This window comes from Paraburkholderia sediminicola (genome assembly GCF_046026895.1).
GTDB lineage: Bacteria > Pseudomonadota > Gammaproteobacteria > Burkholderiales > Burkholderiaceae > Paraburkholderia > Paraburkholderia sediminicola_C.
The window spans coordinates 197,609-213,080 of record NZ_JAQQEU010000001.1 but is presented as its reverse complement, the minus strand read 5'-3'; the positions used below and the strand labels follow the sequence as shown (position 1 = coordinate 213,080).

The window sequence follows — 15,472 nt, the reverse complement described above, 5'->3', positions numbered from 1 at the left end:
AGGGGGCGCGGATGAACGGAATAGCGGCAGCGGCAATTCATGACGCGAAGGATGCTTCGGCGCCGAAGTTCTGGCGCAGCGATGCGTTGCCGTTCATCGAAGCGCGTTCCATCGACGACGGCCGCGAAGTCTGTTACGCCAAAAACATTCGCACGAAACGTTTTCGATCGGCGCTGTGACCGGTGGACGCAGCGTGTACCTGAATCGCCACGCGCGTGAATGGATCGGCGCGGGCGCGGTCGTGATGATGAACCCCGACGACGTACACGCGTGCAATCCGGTCGCCGACGAACGCTGGTCGTATCGAAGGAAATTGCTTTGGGGGCTTTTTGCTTTGAATTTTTGGGGAGGCGTGAGCGATTCGAACTGTCGCGCGCCTGCGGGCCACAGGCGCTTTCCTCGACGGATTCGCGTGCAGTTCGTTTACCAGCGATGGCGCAGACCAATGACAGCCGAGACTTGTGTTTTGGTCGTCGACGGCGAAAGCGTGTAGATCTGGGCGAATTGCGCATCACCTGCGGCTTTCTGGTAAATGCCGACCAGAAATACATCCGTCCGTTTGCTCAGGAAATAAACTGCGCCGGTGTTGACCTGATGCCATTTCGGACTGGCGTCCTGGGGATGGTATTGCCCCGTGGTAAAGATGTATGCGGCGCCGAGCATCAGGTCCGGAAGCACGTAGTCGGTCAACGAGACTTCAAAGTTCTGCAGCGTCAGTCTGGATTCGTCGAGATATTCGAAGCGCGCATTCGTATAGAGCATGGACAGGCTTGCATTTCCAAATGCGTAGGCGCCCCCCGTGCCGAACATTCTCTGCTTGCTCACGCCCGCATTCGTCGCGGGATTAGTAATGAAGGGTGAGGTGAAGCCGTAGTCGCCGACCACCGCGCCGTTGGGATTGGCCGGATCATTGGGCATTTTGACCTGAAGGTAGGCGGCTCCCAGCGAGAGCGGTCCCCGGTGATATTGAGCGGCTGCGCTGATGGCGGTGTTGTCTGAGAACGCTCCGGCCTTGTTCGAAAAGCCATAGAGTCCTTCGAACTGCAATCCGCCGTAATTGATGCTTTTGTACTGCACTGCATTGTTAATGCGGAAAGTATCGAAGACGTTGTCGCTGTCGCCGATATGCGCGCCATATGCCGCAAACTGGCAGGCAGACGAAAAAATGCATAACGTGACGGCCTCGTCGTACTGGCGGCCGAGCGTGACCGTGCCCAGACTGTTCGATGACAGGCCGACGAAAGCTTGTCGGCCAAACAGCCGCCCGCCTTGCGACAGGGCGCCATTGGCGACGCTATAGCCGCCTTCCAGCGTGAAGATCGTCTTGACTCCGCCGCCAAGGTCTTCGACCCCTCTCATACCCCAGCGCGGCGTCTGCATCGGCCCGCTCGCGAACTGCCAGGTCGAATGCCCTTGCTTGTCGGCTCCCTTCTGATTGTTCGCATACACGATTCCGCTTGAGATCAAACCGTAGAGCGTTACGCTGCTTTGGGCGAAGGCGGTCTGACAAGCGAAAGCGGTTGCCGTAATTACGATAGCGCGTCGAATCATGATTTCCTTGAGTGCAGGCCTGATTGTTTTAGAGTTCGGCTCGATTAATTAGGAAAACGAATTTCTGAAGCTGTCTAGCCGGACTTGAACATGCCGGCGCGGTGAATCTGACACTCGATGGTGAGAGCGAGACCGTCAGGTGGCTGCCTCACTAGCGACCGATTCTTGCGGAACAAAAATCGCGTCGGCTAGCACCGAATTTGATTAGGAGTGAGCTAATTTTCAGATCGGGTCATCGAGCAATGCGCGCGTCATGTGCGCAGCCCTGCGTGACGCACCGCGATGGTGCGAGGCAGGGGGTGAGCTGATTTCGGCATCACTCGTCTTCAAAATTGATGCTTGCGGGGACACTTTCGGCTACTGAGAATGCACTTAGCCGGCAGCACCTCGGAAAGCAACAGACCGGTTCCCCTGAATGCATGACGGACCATCGGAGGAGTGAAAGATGTCAGTAATCGAGAATGCAGGCCGCAGGCGTGTGCTGCGGATGACGCTCGCAATGGGCGGCATGGCGGCAACAGGTGCACTGCTTTCGGTGCGCGCATCAGCAGGCGAAAAAGCCACTGTCAATATGCAGCTGGGGTGGATTCCGGGCGGCAATCAGGTCGGTGAGATCGTCGCGAAGCGACTGGGCTTTTACGAACAGGAAGGAATCGATTTTCACATCCAGCCCGGTGGTCCGAATATCGATGGCGTCGCAATCGTCGCCTCGGGGCGCTTCGAGGCGGGTGAGATCTCATCGAGCCCATCGATCATGCTGGCTGTCTCGGAGGGGCTGCCGATCAAATGCATCGCCGCCGGGCTGCAGCAGCACCCGTACACATTCTTTTCACTGAAGAAAAAACCGATTCGCACGCCGCACGACATGATTGGCAAGCGCGTCGGCATCCAGGCGACGGGAATGGTATTGCTCAAGGCGCTGCTGGCCAAGAGCAAAATTCCTGAAAGTCAGGTCGAGATCGTGCCGATCGGCGCGGACATGATGCCGCTTCTGAGCGGGCAGGTGGATGCCGTAACCGGCTGGCAAACCAACACCACGGCACTCAAGCCGCTCGGCGCGGATCGCGTTGATCTGCGGTTGTGGGACACCGGCGTACGCCTCTATGCGTTGCCGTATTACACAACGATGGCGGCGCTGAAGGAGCATCCGGACACGGTCAACCGCTTCCTGCGTGCAACGGCGCGTGGCTGGATCTACGCCAATACCCATCGCGATCAGGCCGTCGACCTGCTCATCAAGGAATACCCGAATCTGAATCATGCGGATGAGCGTGTCGCGATCGATTCGCTGATGAGCTATGCCTTCAACGCGACGACGCAGACCCATGGCTGGGGCGCGATGGATCCGGCGGTCTGGGAAGAACAGATCTCGACCTACGGGCAGCTCGGCCAGTTCAGGGCGCATCAACCCAAGGTGGAGGACGTCATGACGATGGACGTGCTCAACACTACCCGTTCCTCAAGACTATTGGTGTAACCCATGCATGCTGCCACGTTTAATCCGCCGCGCGCGGAGCGGGAAAACTCGCCCGTAGATGTTCTGCAGGCCGGCGCCTCGTCAATTAGCTGCCGCAATATCAATGTGCGCTTTTTCACCGACCGCCGTAGCGTCACCGCGATCGAAGGTTTGAGCCTGGATGTTGCGGCAGGTGAATTCCTCACGCTTCTGGGCCCTTCCGGCTGCGGGAAGTCGACTTTCCTGCGTGTCGTTGCCGATCTGGTCAAGCCGAGCCGCGGTGAGATCAATGTCCTCGGCTGCGCGCCCAAGGCCGCACGTGCGCGGCGCGATATCGGCTTCGTGTTTCAGGACGCGGCACTCCTGCCGTGGAGAACGGCTCTGCAGAACGTGCAGTTGCCGCTGGAAGTGGCGGGCGGGAAGAATCGGGCTGGTCGCGCCACGCCGCGTGAACTGCTGGAACTCGTCGGACTCAAGGGGCGTGAGGATGCGTACCCGCATGAGATGTCGGGCGGCATGCGCCAGCGCGTGGCCATCGCCCGTGCTCTGGTAAGCGACCCGAAAGTGCTGTTAATGGATGAGCCGTTCGGCGCACTCGACGAAATTACGCGCGATCGCCTCAACGAGGAACTGCGCCGCGTGTGGAAAGAGATGGGACTCACGACGCTGTTCGTCACGCACAGCATCTACGAAGCGGCATTCCTCGGCCAACGTGTACTGATGCTGGCTGCCAACCCCGGCCGGGTGAAGGAAATCGTACCCGTCAATCTGCCTGAAGACCGCACGCTCGATATCCGCGAGACCCGCGAATTCGTCGAACTCGCCGCCTATCTACGACGTGTATTGGAGACCTGCTGATGGCGACGTCTGAGATCCACCTGAATATGTCATCCCCGACTGCCGACGACGAAGCGCAGGCTTGGGCCGCACGCCGACGTCGGCAACTGTGGCGCGCGCGTATGTTGCCGGCGCTTGGTGTCGCGGGCCTTATCTTCACCTGGTGGGCGGTGGTTGCAGGCTTTCACGTCAAGCCGTTTATTGCACCAACGCCAATGCTCGTGCTGGAGACGTTCGTCAACAAGAGCGACGTGCTGATACAGAATTTGCTGCCGACCGCAATCGAGGCATCGCTGGGCTTTCTTCTAGGGAATCTCGCAGCGATCCTGCTGGCAACCGTCTTTGTACACAACAAGACGCTGCAGGACATCTTCTATCCGGTTGCTGTGATGATCAATTCGATTCCTGTCGTCGCCAAGGCACCGATTCTCGTGCTGATCATGGGCAACGGGCTCGAACCGAAGATCACCATCGCTGCGATCGTCTGCTTCTTCCCGACCTTGGTGAACATGGTTCGCGGACTCAATGCGGTCAATCCTCAGGCAATGGAGTTGATGCAGATTCTCTCTGCAAGCAAGCGCGAGATCTTCTTCAAGCTCCGGGTCTTCTCGTCGCTGCCGTATCTCTTCTCCGCGCTGCGCATCGCTGCGTCGATGTCGGTGATCGGTGCCGTAGTGGGCGAATGGATCGGAGCGACGCAAGGTATAGGCGCGATGATCATTCAGGCCACCTATAACTTCGATTCCGCGCTGCTGTACACGGCCATCATCATGAGCGCCATCTTGTCGGGTGCGTTTTTCCTGGTCATCGCAATGGCCGAGCGTTGCCTCGTCAAATGGCAACCCGAAAGCGCGCATTGAGCCAGAGCGACATAGCCAATTCTGAAAGGAGACGAAATGAACATGATCAGCGAATGGATTCAGGAACCCGCGCGCGATGTGCGCGTGGTCGCGAAGGCTAACGTCGTGGTAGTCGGAGGAGGGCCCGCAGGCCTGTCGGCCGCGATCGGCGCGGCGCGAAACGGCGCGGAAGTGATTCTTCTCGAGCGTTACAACCATCTTGGCGGGCTCGCATCGGGCGGCATGGTGCTCGTCCTCGATGACATGTGGGACAACCACCTGAATGAAATCTCCGTGCGCGGCACCTGCATGTCGTTCATCGAACGTATGGCGGCGCGCAAGCTTGCGATGTTTCCGCGTTCGCACGAATGGGGCGAAGATCCCGCGGCCTATCGCCAGTGGGGACGTTGGGGCACCTTTGATTTTCACAGCCAGAAGACGCCGCATCCCGTGTGCTTCGCGGCGGCGTTCGATCCGGACGCGATGAAGCGCGTGGCGCTGGAAATGGTGGAAGAGCTTGGTATCAAGCTTCGGCTGCACTCGTGGTTTTCGCGAACCCTCGTCGAGGACGGTCAGGTGAAGGGCGTGCTCTGCGATACAAAGAGCGGACGGGAAGCGATTCTTGCCGACGTCGTGATTGACGCGACGGGCGACCTGGATGTTGCCGCCTCGGCGGGTGTTCCGCATGTTGGCGGCACCTACATCACGACAACCGTATTTCGTCTCGGCGGAGTCGACACGGACGAGGCCGAGCGCTTCGAGGCCGAAGAGCCGGAGACGTTCGCGCTGCTCGACCGCCAGATCAAGCGCATCCTCGGCGGCTCGTGGGGCTACTGGTGGCTCAAGACGCCATTGCCGGGCGTCGTATGGTGCAACTGCCCGCATATGGCGGGTCTCGATGGTCTCAACCCGGAGGATCTGACGCGCGCAGAGGTGCAGGGCCGCAAACACATCCATGCCGTGGTCGACTTCGTGCGGGAAAAGCTGCCGGGCTTCAAGAACTGCTATGTGATCGATGTCGCTCCGCAAACCGGCGTGCGTCAGACTCGTCTCCTCGAAGGCGAGTATGTCATGAGCAAGGATGATCTCGCGCAGCGCACGCGCTTCGAAGACAGCATCGCTCGCGGACGCGACTATTACATGCCGTACCGCGTGTTGCTGCCGAAGCAGATCGACAATCTGCTCGTCGCGGGCCGCCACTATTCGGCGACCTCGCAGGCGCAAAAAATGTCGCGCGAAATTCCCCCCTGCATGGCGATGGGTGAGGCCGCTGGCGTTGCCGCAGCGCTTGCGCTCAACGCGAACGTGTCGGTCCGCAATGTCGACGTGCGCGCCCTGCAAAAGACATTGCGCACCCAGGGTGCAGACCCCGGCGACCAGACTGGCCGCAATGCCGACGTTCCGCCGCTTGCCATTCACGTCGATGCGAGGGCTGCAGCATGAATAACGGTTACAACGCATTCACGCAGGATTTGCCGCTTCAAGGCGTTCGCATCATCGACTTGACGCAGGTCATGATGGGGCCCGTCTGCACGCAGATGCTGGCCGATTACGGTGCGGACGTCATCAAGGTCGAGCGCATCGGAGGGGGCGATTTGAGCCGCTCGACATTCGAGCCCGTGGCCGGCGCCGACAACCCGATCTTCTGCAGTCTCAACCGCAACAAGCGCAGCCTCGAACTCGATTTGCGCAATGCCGAACAGATGGCCGCACTGAAGAAGCTGATCGCCGATGCCGACGTTGTCGTCAGCAACTTTCGCGCAGGTGTGATGGATCGGATGGGCATCGGTTATGAGGCATGCCGGAGCCTGAACCCGCGGATCATTTTTGCAGTGGGGACGGGGTTCGGCGAAACGGGACCGTACGCGCACAAGGGTGGTCAAGATGTGCTCGCGCAGGCGATGAGCGGTGTGATGGCGCGCCGGGCGGATGAGTCGCTGCCGGTCTCGGTGTACCCGACCGCGTTGGCTGACTATTCCGCGGGCATGCACCTGGTGCAGGGCATCCTCCTTGCATTGCTGCATCGCGAGCGGACGGGGGAAGGGCAGAAGGTCAACGTATCGCTGTACAACTCGATGCTCGCGATGCAGATGCAGGAAGCGGCGATGATCATGATGGCCGACTCCGAAGTGAATTGGGCGGCGATGCCGCTCTCGGGTGTATTCGATACCCAGGACGGTGCCCTTGTCCTCGTCGGGGCATTCAAGCCGAACCCGCTTCGCGATATCTGTGCGGCGTTGCAAATCGGCGACCTGTCCGCTGATCCGCGTTTTTGCAATCTCAACGAGCAGTTCCGCCACAAGGACGAGTTGCAAACGATCTTCCGCGAGCGCTTCGCAACCAACACCCGAGACTTCTGGCTTGAGCGGCTGGAAGAGCAGGACCTCCTTTGCGCCCCGGTGCGCGACCTGCGCGAAGCCCTTGTCGACCCGCAGACACTGCACAACCGTCTGATCATCGAGGGAGACGGCGAAGGGCAGCCCGTGCGCTTCATCGGCAGTCCCATCGAACTGTCGCGGGCGCCTGTTGGACTGCGCCGTGCTCCCCCGAGGCTCGGACAGCACACCGAGGAGATTCTCAACCAGTTGCGCGGGACGATCGCGCCGGAGGTCGTATGAGCGTACGACTGGCGATCGACCAGCATGTGGCTACGGTGACGCTGGCTCGCCCGGAAGCGCTCAATGCCGTAGATATCGAGACCGAGAGCGAACTTCAGCGCGTCTGGAGCGAACTGGAACGCAACCGGGACATTCGCGTCGTCGTGCTGACTGGCGAAGGTGAGCGTGCGTTCTGTGTGGGGGCCGATCTCAAGAACCCCTCGATGAGCGGGCTCGAATACTGGGCCGCACCCCGCCCGGGCGGATTTGGCGGCATCGCGCTGCGCGAAACGCTGAACGTGCCCGTGATTGCCCGTGTGAATGGCTATGCGCTCGGCGGCGGGTTCGAAATGGTGCTCGGGTGCGATCTCGTGGTCGCTTGCGAAGAGGCCAGTTTTGGCTTGCCCGAAGCGCTTGTGGGGCGCATGCCTCTCGATGGGGGCATGACGCTCCTGCAACGCCAGATCCCTTACCGGCAGGCGATGGCGATGCTGTTGACAGGACGCCGCGTGGCGGCGCGCGAAGCGCTCGACATGGGGCTGGTCAATGAAGTCGTGCCGCGCGTGGAACTCGACGCGGCCGTCGAGCGTTGGGTCGAAGCGCTGCTCGCGTGTGCTCCGCTGTCACTCCAGGCCATCAAGCAGGTGGTGCGGAGGACGTCGACGCTTTCAGCGGCGGAGGCTCAGGCCTTGCGGCTGCCTGCGCTGGTGTCGGCGTTGCAATCCGAAGATGCGCATGAAGGCGTGCGCGCTTTCCAGGAGAAGCGCAAACCTCGTTGGAGCGGACGCTAATGGCTTACGTCATCACGTCGCCCTGTATCGACGTCAAGGACGGCGCCTGCGTGCAATGCTGTCCCGTCGACTGTATCTACGAAGGCGAGCGCACCCTGTACATTCATCCCGATGAATGCATCAGTTGCGGGGTGTGCGTGTCGGTGTGCCCGACGGAAGCGATTTTCCATGAAGACGAGGTGCCGCAGGCAGAGGTTCGATTCACCTGCGTGAACCAGGAGTTCTTCGATGTTCCGGTCAGTGCGCTGGGTTCACCTGGTGGTGCGTGCGATGTCGGCAAGGTACCGTGCGACCATCCCGTGGTCGCCGGATGGCCGGCGCGCGCAGCGAATTGAGGCAACACGATGCATTCGAATGTCCTGAAGTATTTTGTTGAAGTGGCGCGTTGCGGATCGATCCGGAAGGCCGCTCAGAATCTGTATGTCGCTTCGAGTGCGGTCAACCGCCAGATTCTCAAGCTCGAAGCGGAGATGGGCGCGGAACTGTTCGACCGGCTGCCGAATGGGATCCGCCTGAACGCGGCGGGTGAGCGTGTGCTGCAGCATATCCGTTCGACACTGAACGACTTTCATGTGATGCGCAGTGAACTCGATGCATTGAAGGGGGAGCGCAAGGGGCACGTGTCAGTGGCGGCGATGGACTCGCTCTTCGTCGACTTTCTGCCCGCCACGGTGGAGGAGTTTTCCGATTCGTACCCGGCAGTGACGTATTCGATTGCCGCCGTGCCCCCTCACGACGTACCGGCGCGGCTGGTGAGCGGTGAGTATGATCTCGGCATTTCGTACATTACCAAGCTGCCGGCCGGCCTTGACGTCGTGACGGAAGTGTCCTTGCCGCCCGGGGTCGTGATGGCTTCGTCGCACCCGTTGGCGAAGAAGGAGCGGATCAGCTTCGAAGAATGCCGCAACCACGCGTTTCTCAGACTCGAAGGGCGCTCGCCGATTCAAGGTATTGTCGAAAATGATTTCCACGAGTATTGGGAATCGTTGAAGCCCAGTGTGACGTGCAACTCCACGACACTTCTCAAGCGCCTGATCGCATCGGGGCGGGGCATTTCGTTTTTTTCCAAACTGGCGTTTCTCGACGAACTGGCGCGAGGCGAAGTGGTATGGCGACCGCTTGACGATGTGAAGGCCAACGCGCTCACCGTCGGCGTCATTGCGCCGAATCAACGCGCGCTGGCTCATGTGACGCTTCAGTTCGTCGACCGTATGGTGAGACGTTTGAAGCATGTCGAATTGTCGTTGCGCGGAGTTTGATCAATCAGCATTCAGAGCATCTCCGGCATTCTCCAACGTTGGACGGTGAGCGCATTTCCACACAGGCTGGGGCGGCAAGGGGCGGATGGTAATCGTATTGTTCATTCGGCATCCGACCGTGTTCGGCCCAGTTTCTGTCATCATTCGAGCTCCTGAGCGGACGTGTTGAACGTCGACTCAGCCCGGGCAACCGACCTTTGCGTTTTGCAAACATCTGACGCGCACTCTCCCTTCACAACGGTTTCGACCGCTCGGAAAGCCCCCGAAAGCCGAAGATCCACGAGCCTGCTCAAGATTGCCCGAGCAGTACTCAGACCCCGTGCGATTCATACACCAGGTCCCGAACGATGTTGAAGCCCGGGGATGGAAAACAGCTCCCCCGACCAGTCGTCACCTCGGAGACCTCTGAATAGAGGACCAATCGCCCCTCTGTTCCCTCGTTTTGGCTCAGCTTCAGGCTCGTATCATTGGTTATGCCATAGGGTCAATGCAGCTTGCCAGGAACGTTGCGCATTACAGAAAGCCTGCTGCATTTATCGAAGGGAAAGATACATGTCAGTTGCAAATCGACGCGGCAGCTCGGCCAGGTTGTCCCTCGTAGTCAACAAGTTGAGCGCGGCTGCAACTCCTGTGCAGCGTGAAGCAACGACGGGCGAGCCGATGCCACAAGGATGGTTCGACGAAGAGGTCGGTTACGTCGGCGAAAGGCCGGCGGGTGCCCGCGTCCCGGCTCACGGTTACCGTGACTGACCTGGATGGACTTCACTAAAACTAACCCGGCAAGCGCATTCTTTCGCGCCCGGGGGCTTCACTCCACTGAAACGCGCCATTCATGAATACTGTTCGAACTCAACTAACGAGTGATGCCGGCCATCCATCGATGCATCAGCCACTGGGACTGGCTACGCTTTTGCGTGAAGCGACCGCTGGGAACGATCTGACGCAGCTGGGCGAACTGCTGCTCGAGCGCGTGAAGCAGCATGACGATCCCTACGCTCTGCTCGACTTGTCGCTGGTGCTGCAGATGAAATACCAGAGGGCGGCCGCGCTCGCGGTCCAGGAGCAAGCGTTTCAAATGACCAGGCGTTATCGGTTAAAGAGTGCGCAGACGAGCCAGTCTCCCGTGAAGGTACTGGTACTCAAGGCCCCGGGCGATCTGATGGCGAACACGCCTTTTGAATGCCTGCTCGAAAACGCCGACCTGCAGATAGAAGTCCTGTATGCCGATGCGCGGCCGCTAGAGGACGCACAGTTGCCCGAGCACGACGTTATTTTCGTGGCGGCATGTGCGTCGGATGAAACCGCTGGGGTTCTTGCCCAAATTACCTCACTGACCAGTGGGACAGCCTGCCGCGTGCTAAACCGGGCCGAACACGTTACGAAGACAATGCGCGACGCCGCCTATGCGCTGCTGGGCGCTGCCCCCGGTATCTGTATGGCGCATACGGTGCGGCTGTCCCGCGAGGAGGTCGACGAAGCGGCTTCGGGTGCGTTCGATTTATCCGATGTGCTGGACAGAAACTATCCGTTCATCATCCGGCCGATAGGGTCGCACGCCGGACAAGGGCTGGCAAAAGTGTCTGATAAACAGGAGCTCGCCCTTTACCTCGCTGAGTCGGTGGCGACGGAATACTACGTGGCGCCCTTCATCGACTACAGCAGCGCCGACGGCCTGTTTCGCAAATACCGCATCGTGATGATCGAGGGAAAGCCGTTCGTGTGCCATATGGGCATCTCGAAAGATTGGATGGTTCACTACCCTTATGCGGAAATGGTGGCCCATCCCGCTCGGAGAGAGGAGGAAGCGCGCCTGATGGCGAGCTTCGACGCCGAATTTGCAGTGCGTCACCGCGAGGCGCTTCACAACGTCGCCGCATTGACCGGTCTCGATTACGTGGGATTCGATTGCGCCGAAACGAGCGATGGCCGACTGCTCATATTCGAGATCGCGACGGGCATGGTCGTGCACGACATGGACGACCCCAACGTTTTTCCCTACAAAGTTCCCCAAATTCGGCGGGTCGCTGACGCCTTCCATGACATGCTGCGCCGCGCGGCTGCGAACGCATGATTAATCCAACGGCTGGCCTTGGAGGCATAGTGAAGTCCAATGCACTGAATTTCTCCGGTGGTCCCGGAGCGCTCCCCGAAACAGTGTTGGAGCAGACGCGCGTCGCGATCGACGCTTTGCCGGAAACCGGCATCTCCATACTCGGCATGAGCCATCGTTCAGACTGGTTCCGCTCGATACTGGACGAAGCCGAATTGAACTTGCGTGCTCTGCTTGGCATTTCCGACGACTACGCCATTACCTTCCAGCAGGGAGGCAGTAGTCTGCAGTTCGCGATGATACCGATGAACTTCGCCGGGGAAGGATTCGCCCCGCCCGAATATGTGACGTCGGGCTACTGGAGCGGCCGGGCGACATCGGAGGCGGCCAAGGTGACCAAGAGGAAAGTTGCGTGGGATGGCCACGCAACTGGCTATCGCCAATTGCCCGCTCTCAATGAACTGGACATTTCCGGGTCCGCTGCCTATTTGCACTATGTGTCGAACGAGACCGTGGAAGGGTTGCAATTTCCGGATTGCGAAGAGGCTACCCCGGTGCCGCTGATTGCGGACATGTCGTCCGATTTTCTGTCGAAGCCCATTCGGCCAGACGCCTATTCGATGATCTATGCGCATGCGCAGAAGAATCTCGGTCCGGCCGGGGTGACGGTGGCGGTAATCAAGCGTTCGCTGCTTGAACGGATTCCCGACGGTTTGCCGGCGATCCTCGATTTTCGCACCCACGTATCGCATGGTTCCAACTACAACACGCCGCCCGTGTTCGCGATCTATGTGTTGACGTTGATTACGCGCTGGCTGCGCTTCGATGTCGGTGGCCTGCACGCGATGCAAAGCATCAATGAAAGAAAGGCGCGGCGACTGTACGACACGCTGGATGCATTGGAGGGGGGCGTGATCATTCACGCGGACCGTCGCTGGCGCTCGCAGATGAACGTGGCTTTTACATTCGGCGATGCGCGGCTCGATGATGAGTTTGTCGTGGCGGCGCGTGAGCGGGGCATGGTCGGACTGGAAGGGCACCGTTCAATTGGCGGTCTGCGGGCGTCGCTTTACAACGCTGTTACGGAGCAGGCCGTGAACATTCTGGCGGATGCACTCACGGAGTTCAGTCTGCAAAGGGTTTGAGCAGCAGGGACTGTTCTCACGTTGCAGTGCGATTCGAAGGGAAGGCCGAGCGTCGCCCGCTGCCTTGAGCCTATGAGTCTGCAGACTTTGCCGACGAGTCTGCGGACGAAGGGCAATGACGGGTGGCAGCCCTCGCCGAGGTTCAGGAACTCGGGCCTGCTTTGCAATTCCTCGCCCATCAACCAGCCGATGTCCATCGCGCGGTCGAGCACATCCGTCAGCGAAACCGGGAAAACCCCTGGGCGATGCGGTTAAGCCCGCTGCCCAATCCTGTCACGGTTTCAGCGTTCACGTCGATTGATCATTACCCTTGGGATAACAGACGCGTCCCAAGCGTCATTGAACCGGTGCACCTCGCTCCCTAGACTTGCCTCATGTCCTGAGCGAGAGTCCACATGTCCAGTCAAAGTCAGACCCAATCCCGCTGGGCCACGCGTCGGGCGGAAAAACATCGCCGCCTCGCGCGGGTTGCATCGATCGCGGATGGCATGGTGCTACCCACCGAGCGCATCGTCGATGTCCTGCAGGCGCTCGTCGCCCCGGGCGACCGCGTGGTCGTCGAGGGCAACAACCAGAAACAGGCGGATTTCCTGTCCCGTTCCCTCGCGAAGGTCGATCCGGAAGTCGTCCACGACCTGCATCTCATCATTCCGAGCGTGAGCCGCGCCGAGCATCTCGATCTCTTCGAGCGCGGCATCGCCAGAAAGCTCGACTTCGCGTATGCCGGCGCGCAGAGCCTGCGCATCTCGCAGTTCCTGCAGGACGGCATCCTCGAAATCGGCGCGATCCATACCTACATCGAACTCTATGCGCGGCTCTACGTGGACCTCACGCCGAACGTCGTGCTGTGCGCCGGCTATAAGGCGGACCGCGAAGGCAATCTCTACACGGGCCCAAGCACCGAAGACACGCCCTCGCTCGTCGAAGCCGCCGCGTTTCGCGACGGCATCGTGATCGCACAGGTCAACGAGATCGTCGGCGATCCGAAGGACCTGCCGCGCGTCGATATCCCCGGCTCGTGGATCGATTTCGTGGTGCAGGCCGACAAGCCGTTCTTCATCGAGCCGCTCTTCACGCGCGATCCGCGCCTCATCACGCCGATCCAGGTGCTGATGGCGATGATGGCGATTCGCGGTATCTACGAGAAGCATAAGGTGCAGTCGCTCAATCATGGCATCGGCTTCAACACGGCCGCGATCGAACTGATCCTGCCGACCTACGGCGAGAAGCTCGGTCTCAAGGGCAAGATCTGCCGCCACTGGACGCTCAACCCGCATCCGACGCTGATCCCCGCGATCGAAACCGGCTGGGTCGACAGCGTGCACTGCTTCGGCGGCGAACTCGGCATGGAAGCCTACGTCGCGCAGCGGCCCGACATCTTCTTCACCGGCCGCGACGGCTCGATGCGCTCCAATCGCACGATGTGCCAGCTTGCGGGGCAATACGCGGTGGACATGTTCATCGGCTCCACGCTGCAGATGGATGGAGAAGGCAACTCGTCGACGGTGACGCACGGGCGGCTCACCGGCTTCGGCGGCGCGCCCAACATGGGCCACGATCCGCACGGCCGGCGCCACGCGACGCCCGCGTGGCTCGATCTGCTGCAGACTGACAGCCCGCTGGAGCGCGGCCGCAAGCTCGTCGTGCAGATGGTCGAGACGTTCCAGGCGGGCGGCCAGCCGACCATCGTCGAATCGATCGATGCCGTCGAGGTCGGCCGCGAATCCGGCATGCCGCTCGCGCCCGTGATGATCTACGGCGACGACGTCACGCACGTGCTGACCGAGCAAGGCATCGCGTATCTCTACAAGGCGCGCTCGCTCGAACATCGCAAGGAGATGATCGCGGCCGTCTCGGGCGTCACGCCGATCGGTCTCAAGAGCGACGCAGGCAAGCTCGGGGCGCTGCGCCGCGATGGCTTCGTCGCGCTGCCCGAGGACCTCGGCATCCACCGCAGCGAAGCGAGCCGGTCGCTGCTCGCCGCGAAGAGCATGGCGGATATCGTCGACTGGTCGGACGGGCTGTACCAGCCGCCCGCACGCTTTCGGAGCTGGTAATGCGCGAGAACCTCGCTATGAACGCGGCGCGGCCGCTGCGCCACGCGCCGGATCTGGCCGACCGCTTCGGCACGCATGTGGTGGAAGCGCTGATCGACGAAGTCACGCTCGCGCCGAAGCCCGGCCTCGTCGACATGCGCGGCCGCGGCGCGCATCACGATCTCGACTGGAAACTGATGTGCGTCTCGGCGCTCGCGCTGCAGCCGACCTTTGTCGAACTGGCGCGCGCGGGCATCGAAACGCAACCGCTTCTCGCGCTGCGTGAACGCATCGGCGCAATCGGGCGCGACGGCGAAGCGCGGATGCTCGATGTGACCGGCGGCGTGAACACGCATCGCGGCGCGATCTGGGCGCTCGGGCTGCTCGTGACCGGCGCAGCGCGTGAACTGGCGGACCTCGCGCCGGAGGCAGTCGCCGCACGCGCCGGATCGATTGCGCGCGTGCAGGATTGTCACGCGCCCGCGCTGACCGGCAACAAGGGCGAGCAGGCGTGCCTCGACTACAACGTCGGCGGCGCGCGCGGACAGGCGCAGGCCGGCTTTCCGCACGTCGTGGACGTCGCGCTGCCGGAACTCAAGCGTTCGCGCATTCGCGGCGACAGCGAAACGGCCGCGCGCCTGAACGCGCTGCTCGCCGTGACGACGAGCCTCGACGACACCTGCGTGCTCGCGCGCGGCGGACCCGACGCGCTCGCCGAGATGCAGGACGGCGCGCGGCGCGTTCTGGAGCAAGGCGGCGCCGCGGCGCTCGCGGGGCGCCGCGAACTGAAGGCGCTCGACCGCCGTCTCGTCGAGCTGCACGTATCGCCCGGGGGAGCCGCCGACCTGCTCGCCGCCGCACTCTTTCTCGACCGGCTTGAACGCGAAGCTGCTCACACGTCGAACGCATAG

General features: G+C 61.1%; 13 protein-coding genes and 1 pseudogene. 13 read left to right on the top strand and 1 reads right to left on the bottom strand.

Features of this window, described 5'->3' with window-relative positions; genetic code table 11:
• Positions 1–11 precede the first annotated feature (11 nt).
• Positions 12–307, top strand: a pseudogene (locus PQR02_RS00970) (AraC family ligand binding domain-containing protein); the annotation flags it as partial.
• 116 nt (positions 308–423) lie between these two features.
• Here PQR02_RS00970 and PQR02_RS00965 read toward each other — a convergent pair.
• A complete protein-coding gene (locus PQR02_RS00965; RefSeq protein WP_408224102.1) occupies positions 424–1,551 on the bottom strand; it encodes a porin in 1,128 nt (375 codons plus the stop codon).
• Positions 1,552–1,996: 445 nt separating this feature from the next.
• Here PQR02_RS00965 and PQR02_RS00960 point away from each other — a divergent pair, with 445 nt between their 5' ends.
• From PQR02_RS00960 to PQR02_RS00905, 12 genes are all read left to right on the top strand, one after another.
• Positions 1,997–3,028 (top strand): ABC transporter substrate-binding protein, encoded by a 1,032-nt coding sequence (locus PQR02_RS00960; RefSeq protein WP_408224099.1) that lies wholly within the window; start codon positions 1,997–1,999, stop codon positions 3,026–3,028.
• Positions 3,029–3,031: 3 nt separating this feature from the next.
• The gene (locus PQR02_RS00955; protein WP_408224096.1) at positions 3,032–3,865 is read left to right on the top strand and encodes an ABC transporter ATP-binding protein; all 834 of its coding nucleotides are present in this window, start codon (positions 3,032–3,034) and stop codon (positions 3,863–3,865) included.
• On the top strand, positions 3,865–4,704 hold the full coding sequence (locus tag PQR02_RS00950; RefSeq protein WP_408224093.1) for an ABC transporter permease: 840 nt from the start codon (positions 3,865–3,867) through the stop codon (positions 4,702–4,704). Before PQR02_RS00955 ends, PQR02_RS00950 begins: the two co-directional genes overlap by 1 nt.
• Before the next feature lie 36 nt (positions 4,705–4,740).
• Complete coding sequence (locus PQR02_RS00945) at positions 4,741–6,126, top strand: FAD-dependent oxidoreductase (protein ID WP_408224090.1); 1,386 nt, start codon at positions 4,741–4,743, stop codon at positions 6,124–6,126.
• On the top strand, positions 6,123–7,301 hold the full coding sequence (locus PQR02_RS00940) for a CaiB/BaiF CoA transferase family protein (RefSeq protein ID WP_408224087.1): 1,179 nt from the start codon (positions 6,123–6,125) through the stop codon (positions 7,299–7,301). The genes PQR02_RS00945 and PQR02_RS00940 overlap by 4 nt, the downstream gene beginning before the upstream one ends.
• Positions 7,298–8,071, top strand: coding sequence for an enoyl-CoA hydratase-related protein (locus PQR02_RS00935; RefSeq protein ID WP_408224084.1), 774 nt, complete (start codon positions 7,298–7,300; stop codon positions 8,069–8,071). The genes PQR02_RS00940 and PQR02_RS00935 overlap by 4 nt, the downstream gene beginning before the upstream one ends.
• Positions 8,071–8,406, top strand: coding sequence for a ferredoxin (gene fdxA / locus PQR02_RS00930; RefSeq protein WP_408224081.1), 336 nt, complete (start codon positions 8,071–8,073; stop codon positions 8,404–8,406). Before PQR02_RS00935 ends, fdxA begins: the two co-directional genes overlap by 1 nt.
• Positions 8,407–8,415: 9 nt before the next feature.
• Positions 8,416–9,330, top strand: coding sequence for a LysR family transcriptional regulator (locus tag PQR02_RS00925; protein ID WP_408224078.1), 915 nt, complete (start codon positions 8,416–8,418; stop codon positions 9,328–9,330).
• Positions 9,331–10,162: 832 nt separating this feature from the next.
• Entirely contained in the window at positions 10,163–11,401 is a 1,239-nt protein-coding gene (locus PQR02_RS00920) for an ATP-grasp domain-containing protein (protein WP_408224075.1), read from the top strand.
• 29 nt (positions 11,402–11,430) lie between these two features.
• On the top strand, positions 11,431–12,525 hold the full coding sequence (locus PQR02_RS00915; protein ID WP_408224631.1) for a phosphoserine transaminase: 1,095 nt from the start codon (positions 11,431–11,433) through the stop codon (positions 12,523–12,525).
• A 395-nt stretch (positions 12,526–12,920) separates the two neighbouring features.
• Positions 12,921–14,582: a malonate decarboxylase subunit alpha gene (gene mdcA, locus PQR02_RS00910; protein WP_408224072.1), complete on the top strand. Its 1,662-nt coding sequence runs from the start codon at positions 12,921–12,923 to the stop codon at positions 14,580–14,582.
• Complete coding sequence (locus PQR02_RS00905; protein ID WP_408224069.1) at positions 14,582–15,472, top strand: triphosphoribosyl-dephospho-CoA synthase; 891 nt, start codon at positions 14,582–14,584, stop codon at positions 15,470–15,472. The genes mdcA and PQR02_RS00905 overlap by 1 nt, the downstream gene beginning before the upstream one ends.

Excerpts from the sequence above, each read along its gene's own strand:
- PQR02_RS00965 (WP_408224102.1), bottom strand. The coding sequence starts at position 1,551 with ATGATTCGACGCGCTATCGTAATTACGGCAACCGCTTTCGCTTGTCAG.
- PQR02_RS00960 (WP_408224099.1), top strand. The coding sequence starts at position 1,997 with ATGTCAGTAATCGAGAATGCAGGCCGCAGGCGTGTGCTGCGGATGACG.
- PQR02_RS00955 (WP_408224096.1), top strand. The coding sequence starts at position 3,032 with ATGCATGCTGCCACGTTTAATCCGCCGCGCGCGGAGCGGGAAAACTCG.
- PQR02_RS00950 (WP_408224093.1), top strand. The coding sequence starts at position 3,865 with ATGGCGACGTCTGAGATCCACCTGAATATGTCATCCCCGACTGCCGAC.
- PQR02_RS00945 (WP_408224090.1), top strand. The coding sequence starts at position 4,741 with ATGAACATGATCAGCGAATGGATTCAGGAACCCGCGCGCGATGTGCGC.
- PQR02_RS00940 (WP_408224087.1), top strand. The coding sequence starts at position 6,123 with ATGAATAACGGTTACAACGCATTCACGCAGGATTTGCCGCTTCAAGGC.
- PQR02_RS00935 (WP_408224084.1), top strand. The coding sequence starts at position 7,298 with ATGAGCGTACGACTGGCGATCGACCAGCATGTGGCTACGGTGACGCTG.
- fdxA (WP_408224081.1), top strand. The coding sequence starts at position 8,071 with ATGGCTTACGTCATCACGTCGCCCTGTATCGACGTCAAGGACGGCGCC.
- PQR02_RS00925 (WP_408224078.1), top strand. The coding sequence starts at position 8,416 with ATGCATTCGAATGTCCTGAAGTATTTTGTTGAAGTGGCGCGTTGCGGA.
- PQR02_RS00920 (WP_408224075.1), top strand. The coding sequence starts at position 10,163 with ATGAATACTGTTCGAACTCAACTAACGAGTGATGCCGGCCATCCATCG.
- mdcA (WP_408224072.1), top strand. The coding sequence starts at position 12,921 with ATGTCCAGTCAAAGTCAGACCCAATCCCGCTGGGCCACGCGTCGGGCG.
- PQR02_RS00905 (WP_408224069.1), top strand. The coding sequence starts at position 14,582 with ATGCGCGAGAACCTCGCTATGAACGCGGCGCGGCCGCTGCGCCACGCG.